Genomic DNA, 16742 nt, shown 5'->3' on the forward strand with positions numbered 1-16742 from the left:
TTAAAGGAGGCATCCCATGGCAACGATAACACTGTATGCATCACGAGTTAATCTTATCCCTTCTGTGTTCGGCACGCTGAGAAATACTGTCAGTTCCTTTAACGGAGGTATCGATCTGTTAAGGCAGGGAGCACTCGGCATTGACAGCAGCATATGCGATCTGGAGGATATCATCAGCAGTCTCAGGTCTTCTTCGGATACTCAGGAGGCGATCGAGGAGTTTCTGGACGATATTCAGGATGCTGCCGAGGAGTTTATTGATGAGGTCGCTGAGATAGACGAAGAGGTCTCTGAGCTGATCGCTACGGCTGAGGAGGACTTCTATTCGCTGTATGACTACCTCAGACCCGAGGACGAATCATGGCTGGATGCTATCGGTGACTTCTTTACCGATCTGCTTTCCGATGCATGGGATTATATTGCGGGGCTCTGTATGTCCGCGACCGAGTGGATCAGGGCTCATAGGGAAGAGGTAGCAGATTTCCTGCATGAGCTTGTGGACTACGGTGAGCAGATCATAGGCTATGCAGAGGATTTTCTCAACGATCACCCGTGGATAGGCGAATTCTTCTCTTTCCTCGGAGATGCCGCAGGATTTATTTATGACAATGTGCTTTCTCCTCTCGGAGATCTGGCTTCATACATATACAATAATACGCCCCTGCATTATCTGGGCGATTATCTCTATGACCGGTTCGAGGACTTTGCAACACGCTTCATCAGCAAGCTGGGACAGCTTATAGCTACCGAGGAGTTCGGATGGGTCGTTGATAAGGTCATAACGCTGCTCGGTCCTGCTCTGGAGATAGGAAAGATATGGACGACAGAGAAGCTGCCCGGAGCTGAATTTATCGTTGGTCTTATCGGAGCTGTCGATCCCGACGGCGACGGCATCTACCACATCAGACAGGATTGGTGGCAGTCGTGGGGACCTATGGGATATAATGTCGGCTACGATAATGTATTTTACAGCGCTATAAATGCCAACGGAAACAGTATCGGCGTTTATAGAATGGAGTTTACTCTGGAAAACGGAGAGACCTTTACAGTATGGTCGTGGAAGGGCGATTACATGAACCTTGGCGCCGGTACCGAGACGGGTATCTATCAGGCTACGGGTGACGGTTTCCATTATACCTCCGCTACCGACTATGCCTGCGATATGAGCTTGTCTCTTGATTATAACGGCAAGAACCTTTTTGATTATTCTCCCTATGGTGACTCTGCTTTATGGGAAAACGGCGCTCAGTGGTGGGTGGACGGATTTGACAGCAATACTCAGAATGTTCAGGCGGTAAATCTGACTTCTTCAACAACTATCAATTTTTCAACTATGTATAACGGCGATGCAATGTTTGACAGCTTCTATGATGACCTGAGCACCCACGGAAATGTCGTATACTCGGGCGGTAATAATGTAGTGGTGGTTGATACTTACATTAACCCTCTCAATAATGAGAGCACAACCGCTACATGGACTATAAATACCGAAACTCAGACAGCTAATCTTGTTTACTGATATAAATGAAAAGATTTTTCCTTATATGCTTGTCGGCAGTTATGCTCAGCACATTCTCATGTTCAAAGCTGTCGATACTTAACAACAGTGTAAAAATGGAAAAAGATGCTGCAAGGGATTTTGAGAACAAATTCTTTGAAGCTATCGAGAAAAAGGATGGCGAGCTTCTGAAAAGCTGCTTTTCGGAAGCGGCTCTGAAGGACGCTGCCGATATAGATAAGGGTATAGAGTATGTTCTGAGTGCCTACAAAGACGGCAGGGCGACCAGAACAGACGACAATATATCAAGCTATACCCAGTTCAAGAAGGGCGAGTCCTTTCACACCATCAATGCACACTGTAAATTTGAATCGGGGGACAACTCCTATCTTGTGAAATGGACGCAATGTCTGAAAAATGAGGCTGACCCGTCCATGGAGGGAGTATACAGCCTTGAGTTTTTCGATATGAACGAGGCTGACGACACCAACTTCTATAATATAGCAGGTGTTGCCTATCCCGACAGAGAATTCCTTGACGATACCTTACAGACGCTTTTCTATTACAAAGGCGTTAAAGACGATACCACCGATATTTTCTCCGCTGAATTGCTTGAAGAAGCGGACGAGTACCAGCTGAAGTGCCTTACGGATTTTGTAGACGACACTCATAACAGGTCCTTCAACAAAATGTGGGTGGATAACAGCAGTGACAGATATATCGCATATGCCTATGTGAGCTTTTCACATACCGACTATGTGCTGGCACTGAAATATGATGACGACAAGAAACTCATGGCTGTTTCGGCAGCCGATGATATAAACGGGATCGATCTCAGAGACTACCGTATAACAGGTGTCAGTGAGATGATGAACAAGTAGACTATTGGCGCAACTTATCATAAACTATGTAAGGAGTGATAAAGCATGGCTACGATCACATTGTATGCAGACAGGATAAACCAGATGCCGGCCGGGCTTCGCAGCGTCAGGACCGCTGTGGACGCTTTCAGGGAAAATGTGGATACCCTCAGGATCAGCGTTGTTGCTATCGACAGCAGTATCTGCAACCTTGACGACATCATCAGCTCTCTCAGAGCTTCCTCGGACACTCAGGAGATGAAAGCGGATACCTTCGAGGATATCGCCGATGATACCGAGGAGTTCATAGATACCGTCATTTCCATAGATGAGGATGCTGCGGAGGCTATTACAACTCAGCAGGAGGATTTTTACGATACATACTCATATCTCCGCCCCGAAGAATCACTTGGTGATGCGATACTTGATGTGGTGGGCGATGTCGTAGGAACCATCGCAGGCGTACTGGAGTTCGGGTTTGAAGTACTGGCTTTTGCGTGGGATGCTTTTACAGATGCTCTCGCTACCATAGGCGAATGGTGTGCAGACCACTGGCAGCAGATCGTGATCACGGTGGTTATCGTGGTCGGAGTTGTCCTTGCAGTCCTTGCTGTTGTCTTTACAGGCGGAGCAGCTCTTGTGCCTATGCTCACGGCAGCCCTGACATGGCTGGGAGTTTCGGCAGGCACGGCAGCAACCATAGCGACAGTTGCAAGCATGACAGTTGCAGCTATAGCTATAGTATCTGCTGTTGCTTCAGGTGCGTTTAATATTGCTGATACATGGTCACCTCTCAGCGGAAACTGGAAAAAAGCTCAGAAAGTTCTTAATGTGATAAGCACTGTTTCTAACTTGTTTTATGGTGCAGGCTCCATATACAGCGGATTAAAGGGAATAACCAATCAGCAGCTATTTAATTACGGCAAGACGTGGCTTACAAACAGCGGTTTCAGAACTGCCATCAGTAATGTTGATGATTATGCATTGCTTGTTGAGCCCGGAACGTCAACTTTCTGGTCTGGACTCGGTACAGGTGGAGCTGATAAGGCTGCGGCGGGTGCAGAGAATCTTGGCAACATGACAGGTACTACCAGAACGACTATGGAAACTGTTCTTGAAAGAAGCGGTATAACGATGCCGAAATGGAATTCGAACGACCCTGCATCCATACTTGCGTGGAACAGCTCGTCGTCGTCTTTTGCAATGCGTTCGTCAGGAGATGTTTATTCAATACTTGGCGCAGATCTCAATCCAAACGGCGTATGGTCTGTATTTGAAAGAACCATTCTTGGGGTCAATCCGGGAGTCACAAGTATTACTATTGTAGATCAGGCACTGAATATAACGGAAGTGATCGGAAGAAGCCCTGCTGTAAGCAATATCGTATTCAACGGTCTTGGGGCTTTGTCTCAGGCTGCGGACGATGTATATAACTTCTTCACTGGAAACGACTGATCAAACGGAAAAACGTGATGATCAGTATCAGCGGCAATACACAGAAAAAAATGAAAATTCCGATCATCAGATAATGATGAGAAAAGAGATGAGAATAGATTGGCGACTATTACCTTATATGCGAATAAAATAAACAGCCTTCCTGAGATAATCAGGACCGCAAAAAGCTCGGTAAGCTCGTATAAGGAAGAACTCGCACAGCTTATAACGGGTGCCCTCAATGTTAACAGTGATGTGTGCAGCCTTGAAGAAACTATCAGTTCACTCAGATCATCTACCGATACTCAGGAGGATAAGATAGATACCCTTGAAGATATCGCAGATGATGTGGAGGACTATGCCGACGAAGTCGTTGAGATAGACGATGATGCGGCTGAGGCTATATCTACCAGCAAAGAGGACTTCTATGATACCTATGAGTATCTCAGACCCGAATGCGAACAGGAAGAGAAGAGCTGGTGGGAGAGCTTCTGCGACGGCGTTGCATCAGTCGGCGAATGGTGCAAAGAGCACTGGAAAGCTATCGTCACTGTTGTCATAGTTATTGTGGCAGTTGCTATCATCGTGGCAACGGGCGGAACCGCTATCGGTCCTATGGCTGCACTGCTGGCTATGGCAAAGGGCGCTCTGATCGGTGCCATTGTAGGCGGTATTTCGGGCGGCGTGATAAGTAAGCTCACGGGCGGCTCGTTCCTGCAGGGACTTGAGGAGGGCGCTTTCGGAGGTGCCATCTCGGGAATAATCGCAGGCGGTCTCGGACACGTCTTTTCAGCAGCAGGCTCCGTTGATCTTTCACTGGGCAAAACAATGCTCATCGGCGGCATAGGCGACTCGGGTGCAACTATGATAACTGATCTCGGCGATATTATTATCAAGGGAGATCGTATGTCCGTCGGCGAATTCATCTTCGATGCCGTATTCTCATTCGGTGTGGGAAGTATTTCGGCGGGAATAACAAATAAACTGGCTGACAGATGGCCGCTGAAGATCGAAGGCATCAACAAGGGCAGAGGAAGCTGGCGCCATGTATGGAGGACCCAGATGCGACGGTCTCTGAACAATAATACACGAGTCAGTCTGAAAACTATCCTTAAAGGACTCGGTGCAGAAGTAATTGACGGAGTCTGGGATTACGGATTTGAGTTCCCTAAGGGAGCTATCGGTAATGTAAAGGATTGGTTCGGACTCTTCCCCGATACAGATGACGATGATGACTGATAACAGTAAATTTACAGTACGATATCCTAAATCGGATATGATAATTTTCTTTCTTGCATGGGGGTTCTTTGCGGCATTCGGAATTATGCTGCTGGTAATGGGCGTGCAGAAGCTGCTCGCCATTGTGATGCTGGTGTATCTGTCTTTGATGGCGGCTGCCATGATCTGTTCCACACTGCTTTTCGGTGTGAAAGTGGACGGCGACAGCCTGAAACTCAGGACAAGGCTTGGCAGAAAATACGAGTTCACACTCAGCGATATCCGCAAAGTTGTCTGCTCAAAAAACAGCAGTATCAAATACGGTCCGAGATACACCGTGATCATCAGAACAGATGACAGGGAGATAGAGCTTATGAAAAGCATGAAGGGCTTTAAGGAAATGTGCGGATATCTGCTGGACAGACACAGCGCAGGAGAGCTTGCTGCCTCAGCTATCTCAAAGAATTGTGCAGCTACACTGAAAAAATATTCTCAAGAAAAATAACTGAAAAAAATTCATGATAGGATTCAGAAAAGGGATGATAAAAGTTTGGCAACAATAACCTTATTCGCAAATAAGATAAATGATCTGCCCGAGCTGGTGAGAAACGCCAGAAGCTCAGTAGATACATTCAAGGAGGACCTTAGTTCGCTTATAACCAGCGCTCTGAAAGTTGACGGAGACGTTTGCAGTCTCGAAGATACCATAAGCTCACTTCGCTCGTCAACTGATACTCAGGAGGATAAGATTGATGCCCTTGAGAATATCGCAGACGATATCGAGGACTTCATCGATGAGGTCGTAAGCGTTGACGAGGATGCGGCAGATGCCATTACCCAGAGCAAGGATGACTTCTATGATGAGTATCCTTACCTGAAGCCTGACTGTGAAAAGAGCGGCTGGGAACAATTCCTTGATGATCTTAAAGATATTGGTGAATGGTGTAAAGAGCACTGGGAAGATATTAAAGCTGTTCTTCTGGTGCTGGAATGCATCGTTGCTATTGTTCTTATATGTATTCCGGGAACTCAGGCGCTTGGAATGGCGATAGGTGTCGGAATAATCAAAGGCTTTTTGTCGGGAGCATTGATGGGAGGACTTGCGGCCTGGGCTGGCGGAGGTTCATTCTCGGATATCCTGCAGGGAGCGTTCAGTGGTGCCGTCACAGGCGGTCTTCTCGGAGGAGTATTCGGTGCAGTCGGATTTGCAGGTTCAGCTTTGGGTGCCACCCACAGTATATGTAAAATAGCAGGTCTTGTACAGACAGTTGCTAAGACATCAGGAATAATCTCTCTTGGCATGATGGGCTTTGATATGGCCGCTATGGGCGCTCAGGTGCTTACAAGACTTGGATTTGGCAATCCGCTGTTTGATGCGGTCATTAACTTCAATAAGACCTGTCATTCCAGCAAGCTTTATAATTCTGCACAGCTTGTGATCGGCCTTACAGCTGTATTTACCGGCAGCTTGTATAAGTCGGCAGAAGCTCACGGCAATACCTGCTTTGTTGCAGGAACGCTTGTAGCAACTGTGAACGGACTTGTTGCAATTGAGAATATCAAGGCAGGAGACAAGGTCATCGCAACTGATCCGGAAACAATGAAAGTTGCTGCTAAAACCGTTGTCGAGACTTATGTCAGAACTGATCCTAAGCTTTATCACATAGTTATAAGCGGAGAAGAGTTTATCACAACAGAGACTCATCCGTTTTATGTGCAGCAGAAGGGATTTGTTAAAGCAGGTGAGCTGAATGTAGGTGATAAGCTTCTCGATATCAACGGCAAGACTCTTGTTATTGAAGAAATAACTATCGAAATAACAGAAGAACCTACAACAGTATATAACTTCCAGGTTGAAGATTTCCATACTTACCATGTAGGTGAGAATGGCGTGCTTGTACATAATGCTAGAAACTATTCTCCTGATAAAATGCAGAAAATACAAGAGCGTCAAAGGTTAGGTCATGAATTTGAAAGGCAAAAACATGAAGAGCTTGCTGCAGAAAATCCAACTGCTCAATCACAAGTAAGAGTTAAACCACTCGATTCGAATGGTAATCCAATGAGAAGAGGTGGAAATTATCTGGATGATTTATTTGTCAATGAGGATGGCGTTCTGGAAATAAACGAATATAAACTTGGACAGAATTCGCCTTATCAAAGAAATCAGATCGCAAACGGATTTGCTGATGGAGTTACAAATAAAGATTTAATGATAGTAAGCGGCGAAGATGCAGGTACAATAATACCTAAGGGCACTACAGTTAACACAGTAAGAAGTGAATAAAGGTTAAGGAGATAAAAATGGCTATTACTGAAAAAGATACAATTGATTCCGTTGCATACGAAAATAACACCCTTATAATGCAATTATATGATCATTTGGATTTCGAAGGAAAGTTTGAATATGATCATTTGGTAATGCTGCAGGATAAATTAAACACATATATTTGGTATGTTGACAGCAAACAGTATCAAGAAACATATCCTGATAAGAAATTTGAGAATTTTTTGATTAAGATATTTTTTGTGTGTGAGATAACAGAATTATGTGAAAAGTTTATTAGGAATGTCAATTTGAAACTGCAGAAATCTAATATTCACATAGATTGGTTTGTAGAAAAATATAACGAAAAAAAGTAAAATATTGCAGATGCTTATTTGAAAACGATATTATTTTTTAACCCGAAAGGAGTCGAATAAATGACATCAAATCAGGAAAGGGCTAAGCAGCTCATGGCCGATTCGCGCTTTGCGTTCATGAACGGTCAGAACCGTGAGGCTCTCAATTTAGCAAAGGAAGCAATACAGCTCGCTTCAAAGGACCCCGACGCATATCAGTGCGCTGCAAACGCTTGTATGTCGCTGGGAGATTACGACAACGCCATCGACTACTACAAAAAGGCGGTCAAGCTCGACACAGGCAACGGCAACAGGTACTTCAATCTCGGATACGCCTATGCTTCGGCAGAAAAGGCAGGAGAGGCTGTGAAGAACCTTGCCAAGGCTGAGGAGCTGGGCTGTACTCCCGAGAATACGGTGCAGCTGTACAACCTTCTCGGTATCATCTGCTTTGATATCGGCAGGTACAACGACGCTCTCGTTAATCTCAGCAAGGCTGAGGCAGTGATCGGCATCGATATGGACATCATGCGCCGCAAGGCTATCATCTACGGCATGAAGAACGAGATCAGGAAGGGACTTGAGGTCTGCAATCAGATGAAGCTCATAGCTCCTTCGGAATACGTCGGCTATCAGTACGCATTCAAGCTTCTCTGTCAGGCAAAGAGGCTTGAGGCTGCCAAGCGTGAACTGGAGATCGCAGCAAAGTATTCTGTGCCTTCTATGGACTATTACATGGACTGCGTTACATTTGAGCTCCAGAACTATGGAAATGACAAGAACAGGGATCATATGAAGAAGGCTCTAGCGCTTCTTGTCAAGGCAATGAAAACTCTCAAGCCCTCTGTCAAGGAGGTAACTGAGACATACATAAGCTCGGCTGAGCTGTGGTTACAGCTTGAGGACGCAGACAGGACCATTGCGTGTCTGAATGCTGCACTTAACCCTGTATCCTCATACAATCTCGGCTTTGAGATAGTTCCCGAGGATCACGGCGAGATTTCCCTCACTGAATACGACATTGAGGAGATGATCGAGAACGACAGGATCCGCATCGAGAACGAACTGGGAGAATACGGCCTTGAGGAGCTTGCCGAGAGCATCGAGCCCGATGAGGACGGTCAGAGAGATTACCTCACCGTTCTTGAGGACACCGAGAACGGCAGCACCGAGGAGGAGTACAAGCTTGACGAGAATGAAAAGTATGAGCTTACTCCCGATAACATCGATCAGATCAACAGACTCTATGTCGGAGCTTATACTCTTAAGAGCGACTTCAGGAGAGTCATTGATTATGCAAGAAAATTACAGAGCAGCGAAAGCACTCACAACAAATATATAGGAATCTACAGCGAGGCAAATGCCTGCATGAAGCTCGGCACCGAGGATCACAAGCAGAAGTATGAGGAGGTCATTAAGTTCTTCAGAAATGCTATGATCAAGGATCCCGCCGATATAGCTGCTGTAACATTCCGTATACAGTGCTACACCGATATAGGAGAGTACGGGGAGGCAGAGCAGCTTTGTAATTTGCTTACACCTGAAATAAGGAAGTCTTTCCTTGAGAAGATCAAGGAGGCGAAAGGCGGAGGTGAGTAATTATTGAGCTTGGATCAGGATATCAAACTGAACAGTGATGCCTTTAGTGATGCAGCTGAAGGTATGGCTGGACTGAAAACAAGGGCGGAAGCACTAAAGGAAAAGCTGCAGCAGATGTACAGTGACATCACCACAGCGCTTGACACGCCCGCAGGTCACGAGATTGAGATAACGGCGGAAGATGTTCTCATACAGCCGATCGACGACCTTATTCTCGTGATAGACCAGATGTCAAGGACACTCGACGATATCATATCGACACCATATTATCAGAGAGTGTTCGACAAATATGATGAGCTTGTAGAAAGCATCAATTTTTAATTAACAGGAGGAAAAAATTATGGCAATGGGAAGTACCGGCACAGTCAACATCACACCAGAGATGATCTCTGCTGCACTGAGTGCAGTTGAGGAGTATGAGTCAGCAACAGATAATCTCTACACAAGACTCGACACAGTAGTTAGCAATCTTATCCCCGGCAGCTTCAGCGGAAGCGCTGCAACAGGATTTGAGACCTTCTATACATCATCTATCGAGCCTGTTACAGGTCAGTCTGTAAAGGACATCATCGAGCTTCTCAGAAACATCATCAACGGTATCAACGACGCTATCCCGAAGGACGGCGACGGTCTTGATGATCAGCTCGGAACACAGAACAGCAGCAGCGGCGAAGGTAACTAATCAAGGAGGTAATTAAAAATGGCAGGTTGCAGAATAGTTAATGAAGCAGTAGCAAGCGCTGTTGAGGAACTCAACAGCATTTCACAGGCTTATCAGGAAGCAGGCGACGCTCTTATCAGCGCACTTACAAGTGCTATCGCTGACATGGAGGGCGAAGCTAAGGACGCATTCCAGACCCTTATCGATGGCGACATCAAGAGCTTTACAGCAGAGAGCCTTTCAGAGGCTATCAAGGGTATGGCAGATCTCCTCGAGCAGAACAGACAGCAGTTCGAGGATGTTGACGCTCAGATCGCAGCAAGCATCAGCGGCTAAGAGATCCGTATGTGCAGCCTCGTACCACTATGGATCACGGGGCTGCACTTATTACGTTTTCGGAGGTAGAACATGGCTTTTAAAATACTGAGTGAAGAAGAAAAGCTTTTCATGACGGAGAAGCAGCTTGAGGTTTACGAGAAGGAGCTCAGACTCTATAAGGAGCGTCTCGCTTTCGTTGAGCAGGTAGAAAAGATGGAGAGTGCTGAAATAAAGAAGTTCACACCGTCTCTCCGCCCTATCGGAGAAATAAGCTCTCCCGAACTTGCTCCCTTTGAGAATAAGGGAATAGGCAGGATAGAACTTAAAAAGACGGCGGCTAAGGTCCCCGATACGGAGCTCTATGCGGCAAGGACCATCTCAAAGACCGATATCACAGGCTTTATCAAGGCAACAGCTCATATCATGGACCGTGCAGGTCTCAACAAGGAGCTGGGCGGCAGTCTCGCTGAAAAGGCAGCTTCCGCAGGCAGACTTGATACAAGAAATATCAGTATTTCCAAGAAAGCCATCCGTGCCTTCGCACAGAGAAGCTTTGACTCCTCAGTGGCTGAGAGAAAGGCAGAGCTTACCAAGAAGCCCGTGGCTGAATTCGATATCAGGAGCTTTGCAGCCCCTGAAAGAAAGGTCCCCGAGCTGAAAAAGACAAGTATCGCTCCCATGACCGCAAGAGAATTTGCGAAGCCTGCGCTGTCGGCTGTTCAGCTTGATATGCCTGCAAGAGCTTCGGTATTCTCATCAGCTGTCAGCATGCCCGAGAGAGCGGCTGTAAAGATCAGTATGCCCGAAAAGGCGTCTGTATTCTCGTCGGCAGTCACAATGCCCGAGAGATCAGCCGTAAAACTCAGTGTGCCTGCAAAGACAGCAGTTCCTGCGGCAGAATTCAGACTTGCTGCGCTCGGTGCGCCCAAGCTGGAGCGCCGTCCCGTCAGGAAGTACGACGGCAGACGTTTTGCAATGCCTGCACTCAGCCGTCCCGAGCTGAAAACAGTGACCGCGGCAGCTCCGAAGCTCAGCAGCTTTGAGGCTAAGGCAGTCAGGGCAGAGCTGGATATGCCGGAGACTATGCCCGCACTGAAGCTTGTGGACTTCCACAAGCCCGAGGTAAGTGCCAAGGTCAGCAAAAAGGCTGTGCCCGAGATAAAGAGCGCAGAGTTCGAGATGCCTGAGATAAAGGCTCCGAATCTCGTCAAGAGCAGCCGTCCCGAGGTGAAGATAGGAAGCTTCAATGCTCCCGAGATGCCCGAGATAAGGCTCAGCGTCAATGTCAGCCCCGTAAAGCACGAGTTCACTGTAAAGTCCATGCCCGAGGTAAAGGCTGAGATAAGAAAGCCTGAGATAATCAGCGGCGACAGACTGGACTTCAGCAAGCTCAACTTCATGGCAGGCTTTGAAAAGAGGGACACATCCGCCCTTCAGGAAAGCATAATCTCAAAGACGGAGAAGATAAAGTCCATGGACCTGAAAGGTCTTCAGGACAGCGTTCTCTCCGCATTCAAAAATGATATCAAAGGAACAGAAGTATGAAAAACAATGAGATAATGATATCCGCAAGGTTTGAGTTCGGCGGCGGGAACAACAGAGAGCTGTCATTCCTTGTGCTGAAGGACATTACACTTAAAGCCTTCTTAGAATCATTATACTACGGACTGAAAAAGGCTCAGGGCATGGACGAATGCTCTGAGCTATTCGAGAGATACATAAAGACCCGCAAGGAGATACAGGTGCTGTACACAGCAAAGGGCAAGCACAGTGTTATCGACCTTAATGATACTGTCGGCAAGGGGGACGAGAAGAAGCGCATATACGACATGGGGCTCGATGAACTTGGCTTCGTTACCTCGAGCTGCCTGCTCATAACCATGGACAGGACAGTCAGGGCTTCGGGACTTTTCGCCGAGGAGGAAAGCAGCTATATCCTCAGGGAGAATGACTCCCTCGAATACAATATCAGTACCCGAAGACTCAATGTTATCGAAGCATCTGTTGTTGATATCATCCCTCCAAATGATATGCCTTCAAAGGATAAGTCGTCCATACTCGACGTCATTATCCCGACGGTACTTTCTACGGGCGGTATGGTGGGCGCACGTTTCCTCATAATGAAATTCGCAAGAGGTTCGGCAGCAATGGGCAACACCATGCTCCTGATGTCGGGAGCTATGGGTATCGTTTCCCTCGTTACCACCCTCTATAATTACATGAAGAAGCGCAGCGAGTACAAGAAGAACCTTGCCGAGTGGAAGGAGAACTACGAGAACTACATCTCCCGTATAATCCACACCATCAAGGAGTGGCAGGAGAGCGATATCGTATACCTCAACAGCGTATACCCCTCAATGGACAAGCTCTTTAAGAACACAGCCGAGATAAACGGCATGATATTCGCCCGCTCACAGAACGATAACGACTTCATGAAGATATCTCTCGGCACCTCCGACGAGGTAAAGCCTCTGTTCGAGATAAAGGCTGAGAAAAAGGACAATATCTACTACGATATCTACTATAAGATGAAGAAGAGCAACGACGGTATCGATATCATCGTGCCGACTTCAAAGAAAAACAGAAAGCTGAAAAAGATGTCTCCAGAGGAGATAGACGAGCAGAACAGAAACAAGTTCCTCCTCACCGACCTTGCATACAACTTTGCCAATAAGGGCGTTGACAGCAAGAACGGCGGAGAGGTACTCGGCTTCAACTATTTGAGGAGCGATACGGGCAAGAAGCCTCCTCTCCTCATTGACCTCAAGAACTGCGGCGCACTTGGCGTTATTTCCGACAACTCCGAGACCTCGCACAGCTTCATTCAGCACGTCGTTTTCGAGCTTGCATACTATCACTCACCCGAGGACCTTCAGTTCGTGTTCTTTTTCGATAAGGAGAGCGATCCCGAGAAGCAGAACGATATACTCCGAAACTATAAGTACCTGCCCCATACCAACGAGCTTTTCGACGGTATCTCGCAGTTCGTATTTGATAAGGACAGCTCGGGCGTTGTGTTCGGACAGCTCCTCAGCCTTATGAACGAGCGCAATCAGACAGGTGCGGACAGTGACGATTCCGCTCCCGATAACTCAAAGCTGACACAGGTAGTCTGCGTGGTGTTCTACGATTACGACATCAAGGAGACAGGTTTCTCCAAGTTCCTCCCCGAGGTACCCAAGGAGGGCGAGCCCTATGTTAATTCACTGGGACTTACCTTCATATTCATACAGTCCGTTAAGGACAAGCTGCCGAAATACTGCGGCAACATTATCAATATCGACCACGACAACGAGGGCGAGAGAAAGGTCAGCCTGCGCTATAACGTGCTGAGCCGTGAGACCCTCAACGTCCTCAGCGAGGACAAGAACGACCGCAACAAGGTAAAGGATACGGACAACCTCATCGAGTATAAGTATTTCCAGAACAAGTTCATCTTCGGACCCGACAGCTACGATGACAGGTTCGCCCTTGCGTACAAGCAGCTCAGCGCTATCTACTATACCCGTATAGCCGAAAACGGAAAGGTTCCATCAATGGTAACTCTTTTCGAGCTCTACGGCTATAACTCCGAAAAGGTGGAGAACGGCGAGGTAAAGGAGAGCATCAGAGAGAGCTGGCAGAACGTTGACAAGAACGACGTTACAAGGAACCTGAGAGTTCCCATAGGAAAGAACGAGCACGGTGCCATGTGCCTTGACCTCTATGAAAAGGCGGACGGTCCGCATATGCTGGTGGCGGGAACAACAGGCTCGGGTAAGTCCGAGACCATCATCACCTATCTCATAGGACTGTGCATGAAGTATTCGCCTATGGACCTCAACCTCATGCTGGTAGATATGAAGGGCGGAGGCTTCTCCGACCGTCTTGGCGGACTTCCTCACTGTGTGGGCGTAGTTACAGATACCGCAGGCGAGGACGAGGGAACCTCAGCGGCATATATGCTCAAGCGATTCCTTGAGACTCTCAATGCGGAGATAAAGAAGCGTAAGCTCCTGCTCTCAAGCTTCGGAGTAGATACTGCCGACGCTTACATAAGAGCCCTCCGTCTTATCAGAAAGATAAAGGCGCTTTCGGATGACCCGGAGCGCAGCGGAGAGGTAGAGAGCCTGACCAAGAAGCTCAACGACAAGCAGAAGGAAATGCTGAAAAAGGACGTTTCCGACCTGCCGTCACTGTCACATCTGGTACTGGTAGTAGACGAGTTCACAGAGCTGAAGCGTTTCTCCAGCGAGAGCGACGACGTTGACTTCATTGCCGAGATAACCACAATCGCCCGTGTCGGACGAACACTGGGCTTCCATATCATACTTGTATCCCAGAATATCGAGGGTGCTATCACGGACGATATCCGCGTAAACTCAAAGGCGAGAGTATGTCTGAAGGTAGCTACGAAGCAGGCTTCAAAGGAAATGCTGGGAAGCCCTGCTGCGGCGGCTCCCACCATGCCCCTCAACGGCCGTGCTTACCTGCTGGTAGGTACGGGAAGCAGGTTCGAGTATTTCCAGTCCGCATACACGGGCGCAAACAAGAACCTGAACATCGAGCCTGCGGTAAATGTTACGCAGGTGCCAAATTCGGGACGCTTCAACAAGGACTTCTATTCATCAAAGAAGGACAATATAATCGAGAAGAAAAAGAGCGCCAATGTCAGCGAGCATGATACACAGCTCGCATTCATAGTAAACACTATCATCGACATCGGAAAGAATATGGAGAAGCCGAGACAGATATTCCTGCCGCCGCTTCCCAGCGTCATCATGGACAGCTCTGAATGGGAGGGAACTGAGTGAGCAGAAAGAAAATAGTTTGCACTCTTGGCAAATTCGATATACCCATAATCCAGCTCCAGCCCGACTTCAACGTTGACCTTCTCGACTCAAATGTCATGGTCTTCGGTGCATCCATGAGCGGCAAGACCACCTTTCTCAAGACCCTTGTGAACATACTCCACAAGCGTATGAACGAGAAGGAGGAGAGGATATTCATTCTCGACTTCGGCGGCGCTCTCTCGGACTACCGCGATATGCCGCTGGTGTCGGCGTATTTCGACAACTCCAACGAGGAGTACGTCAAGAGAGTGTTCAAGATAATGGACAATATCCTCAAGGAGAACATAAAGCTTCTGGGCGGCAGGAACTACCGTGAGGTATCCGAGGACCAGCCCATACATACCACATTCATCATCGACAATCTCAATGCCTTTACAGAGGAGTCGCGCTATCTTGCTTATCAGGAAAAGCTGCAAAAGCTCTGCCGTGACGGCCTCTCAAAGGGCATAAGCATAGTTGTCACAGCAGGCGAGACAAAGGGTCTCGGCTCCTATATGGGAAGCTTCAGACAGAAGATAGCCTTTGAGATGCCTGCGGACAAGTATCTTGATATATTCAACGACAAGGCAGGCTCTGTGGGCAACAACCCGGGACACGGCTTCGCAAATGTCACCATAAAGCCCGAGAAGATAACAGGTACATTCAAAATGAACCTGCCCTATGAGGTGCAGTGCTTCAAGGCACAGACCTCTGCTGACCCCGACGGAAAAAATGTCACCTTCGGACAGGGACTGGCAAAGAAATACGACTTTGACAGCGAAACGGGAGAATACCGCAGGCACGTCAGACGTTACCTGACCTTCCCCAAGGAGCTGACCCGCGAGGAGTACGAAAAGCTGGCACAGAAGCCGGAAAACGAAGTCGAAAAGGTATGCCCCGTCAGCGTGGGACTTGACTATGTTGACTTCTGCCCCGTGACCATTGACCTTGCCAGAACAAGCACCGTGGCTATATACGGCAAAAAGGAGTTCGGCAAGACCAACCTGCTGAAGCTTCTCCTTGACGGACTTGTGGAGCAGGCGGACGAGCTGAGGATGGTGCTCTTCGATGACGGAAGGAACCAGCTGAAGCCCCTGTACGAAAAGTACAGCAGTCAGTGCGACTGTGTGCTCATAAACAGCTTTGAAAAGCGTGACCTTCCGCTGAAGGACGGCAATGAGGTCAAGGACAGAAAGCTTTCACCCATACAGCAGTTTTACCTCTATCTAAACGAGAATTATATCGAGCTTGATAAGAGGTTCCTTGCAGGCATTTACGGCGTAAGCGACGCGCTGAAAAAGGAGTATGAGAATATTCCCGACTGCCGCGCGGAGGATACACCGTTCACGGTGTTCGTTATCCAGAGCAAGCTGGTCTATCTTAACACCCCCGAGGGCAAGAGGTTCATAAACTCCATACTTCCTCAGCTCACAGCAGTTGCGGAGGAGAGAGGCTTCCTGTTCATATTCTCGGACGTTCAGAAGATAAGCGACGGCGAGCAGAATTCCTTCTTCAACAACAATGTGTCCTATGCCTTCCTGCTGGACAATATAGCAGAATTCGCAGGCGAGAGAGGTCAGAAGACAGTCTTTGGAAACATGGACGTAAAGACCCTCAAGGAGGACTACGCAAAGTGCGAGCTGGGCGACGGCTACAGCTACGACATAGAAGCAGATAAACTCATGAAACTTAAATTCATAAAATACGGAAAGGATGATTGA

The 16742-nt window shown here is 47.7% G+C and carries 14 protein-coding genes; all 14 read left to right on the forward strand.

Going from position 1 to position 16742, the window contains the following annotated elements; translation table 11 throughout:
- Positions 1-16 precede the first annotated feature (16 nt).
- Positions 17-1519: a hypothetical protein gene (locus DSZ37_RS03460; protein ID WP_109725568.1), complete on the forward strand. Its 1503-nt coding sequence runs from the start codon at positions 17-19 to the stop codon at positions 1517-1519.
- A gap of 5 nt (positions 1520-1524) precedes the next feature.
- Positions 1525-2379: a DUF5104 domain-containing protein gene (locus DSZ37_RS03465; RefSeq protein ID WP_109725569.1), complete on the forward strand. Its 855-nt coding sequence runs from the start codon at positions 1525-1527 to the stop codon at positions 2377-2379.
- A 45-nt stretch (positions 2380-2424) separates the two neighbouring features.
- The gene (locus tag DSZ37_RS03470; RefSeq protein WP_109725570.1) at positions 2425-3813 is read left to right on the forward strand and encodes a hypothetical protein; all 1389 of its coding nucleotides are present in this window, start codon (positions 2425-2427) and stop codon (positions 3811-3813) included.
- 99 nt (positions 3814-3912) lie between these two features.
- On the forward strand, positions 3913-5031 hold the full coding sequence (locus DSZ37_RS03475) for a hypothetical protein (protein ID WP_109725571.1): 1119 nt from the start codon (positions 3913-3915) through the stop codon (positions 5029-5031).
- The gene (locus DSZ37_RS03480) at positions 5024-5515 is read left to right on the forward strand and encodes a DUF6560 family protein (protein WP_347504375.1); all 492 of its coding nucleotides are present in this window, start codon (positions 5024-5026) and stop codon (positions 5513-5515) included. The genes DSZ37_RS03475 and DSZ37_RS03480 overlap by 8 nt, the downstream gene beginning before the upstream one ends.
- 45 nt (positions 5516-5560) lie before the next feature.
- The gene (locus DSZ37_RS03485) at positions 5561-7297 is read left to right on the forward strand and encodes a polymorphic toxin-type HINT domain-containing protein (RefSeq protein ID WP_109725573.1); all 1737 of its coding nucleotides are present in this window, start codon (positions 5561-5563) and stop codon (positions 7295-7297) included.
- Between the two features lie 17 nt (positions 7298-7314).
- Complete coding sequence (locus DSZ37_RS03490) at positions 7315-7653, forward strand: DUF6572 domain-containing protein (protein ID WP_109725574.1); 339 nt, start codon at positions 7315-7317, stop codon at positions 7651-7653.
- Positions 7654-7713: 60 nt separating this feature from the next.
- Entirely contained in the window at positions 7714-9231 is a 1518-nt protein-coding gene (locus DSZ37_RS03495; RefSeq protein WP_109725575.1) for a tetratricopeptide repeat protein, read from the forward strand.
- Positions 9232-9234: 3 nt separating this feature from the next.
- Positions 9235-9552, forward strand: coding sequence for a hypothetical protein (locus DSZ37_RS03500; protein WP_109725576.1), 318 nt, complete (start codon positions 9235-9237; stop codon positions 9550-9552).
- 19 nt (positions 9553-9571) lie between these two features.
- Positions 9572-9913 (forward strand): hypothetical protein, encoded by a 342-nt coding sequence (locus DSZ37_RS03505; RefSeq protein WP_109725577.1) that lies wholly within the window; start codon positions 9572-9574, stop codon positions 9911-9913.
- 18 nt (positions 9914-9931) lie between these two features.
- A complete protein-coding gene (locus DSZ37_RS03510; protein WP_109725578.1) occupies positions 9932-10228 on the forward strand; it encodes a WXG100 family type VII secretion target in 297 nt (98 codons plus the stop codon).
- A gap of 72 nt (positions 10229-10300) precedes the next feature.
- Positions 10301-11755 carry a hypothetical protein gene (locus DSZ37_RS03515; protein WP_109725579.1) on the forward strand — a complete coding sequence of 485 codons (1455 nt, stop codon included), beginning with the start codon at positions 10301-10303 and terminating at the stop codon, positions 11753-11755.
- Positions 11752-15003, forward strand: coding sequence for an FtsK/SpoIIIE domain-containing protein (locus DSZ37_RS03520; protein ID WP_109725580.1), 3252 nt, complete (start codon positions 11752-11754; stop codon positions 15001-15003). Before DSZ37_RS03515 ends, DSZ37_RS03520 begins: the two co-directional genes overlap by 4 nt.
- Positions 15000-16742 carry an FtsK/SpoIIIE domain-containing protein gene (locus DSZ37_RS03525; protein ID WP_109725581.1) on the forward strand — a complete coding sequence of 581 codons (1743 nt, stop codon included), beginning with the start codon at positions 15000-15002 and terminating at the stop codon, positions 16740-16742. Before DSZ37_RS03520 ends, DSZ37_RS03525 begins: the two co-directional genes overlap by 4 nt.

The organism is Ruminococcus flavefaciens (genome assembly GCF_900116855.1).
Classification (GTDB): domain Bacteria; phylum Bacillota; class Clostridia; order Oscillospirales; family Ruminococcaceae; genus Ruminococcus; species Ruminococcus flavefaciens_R.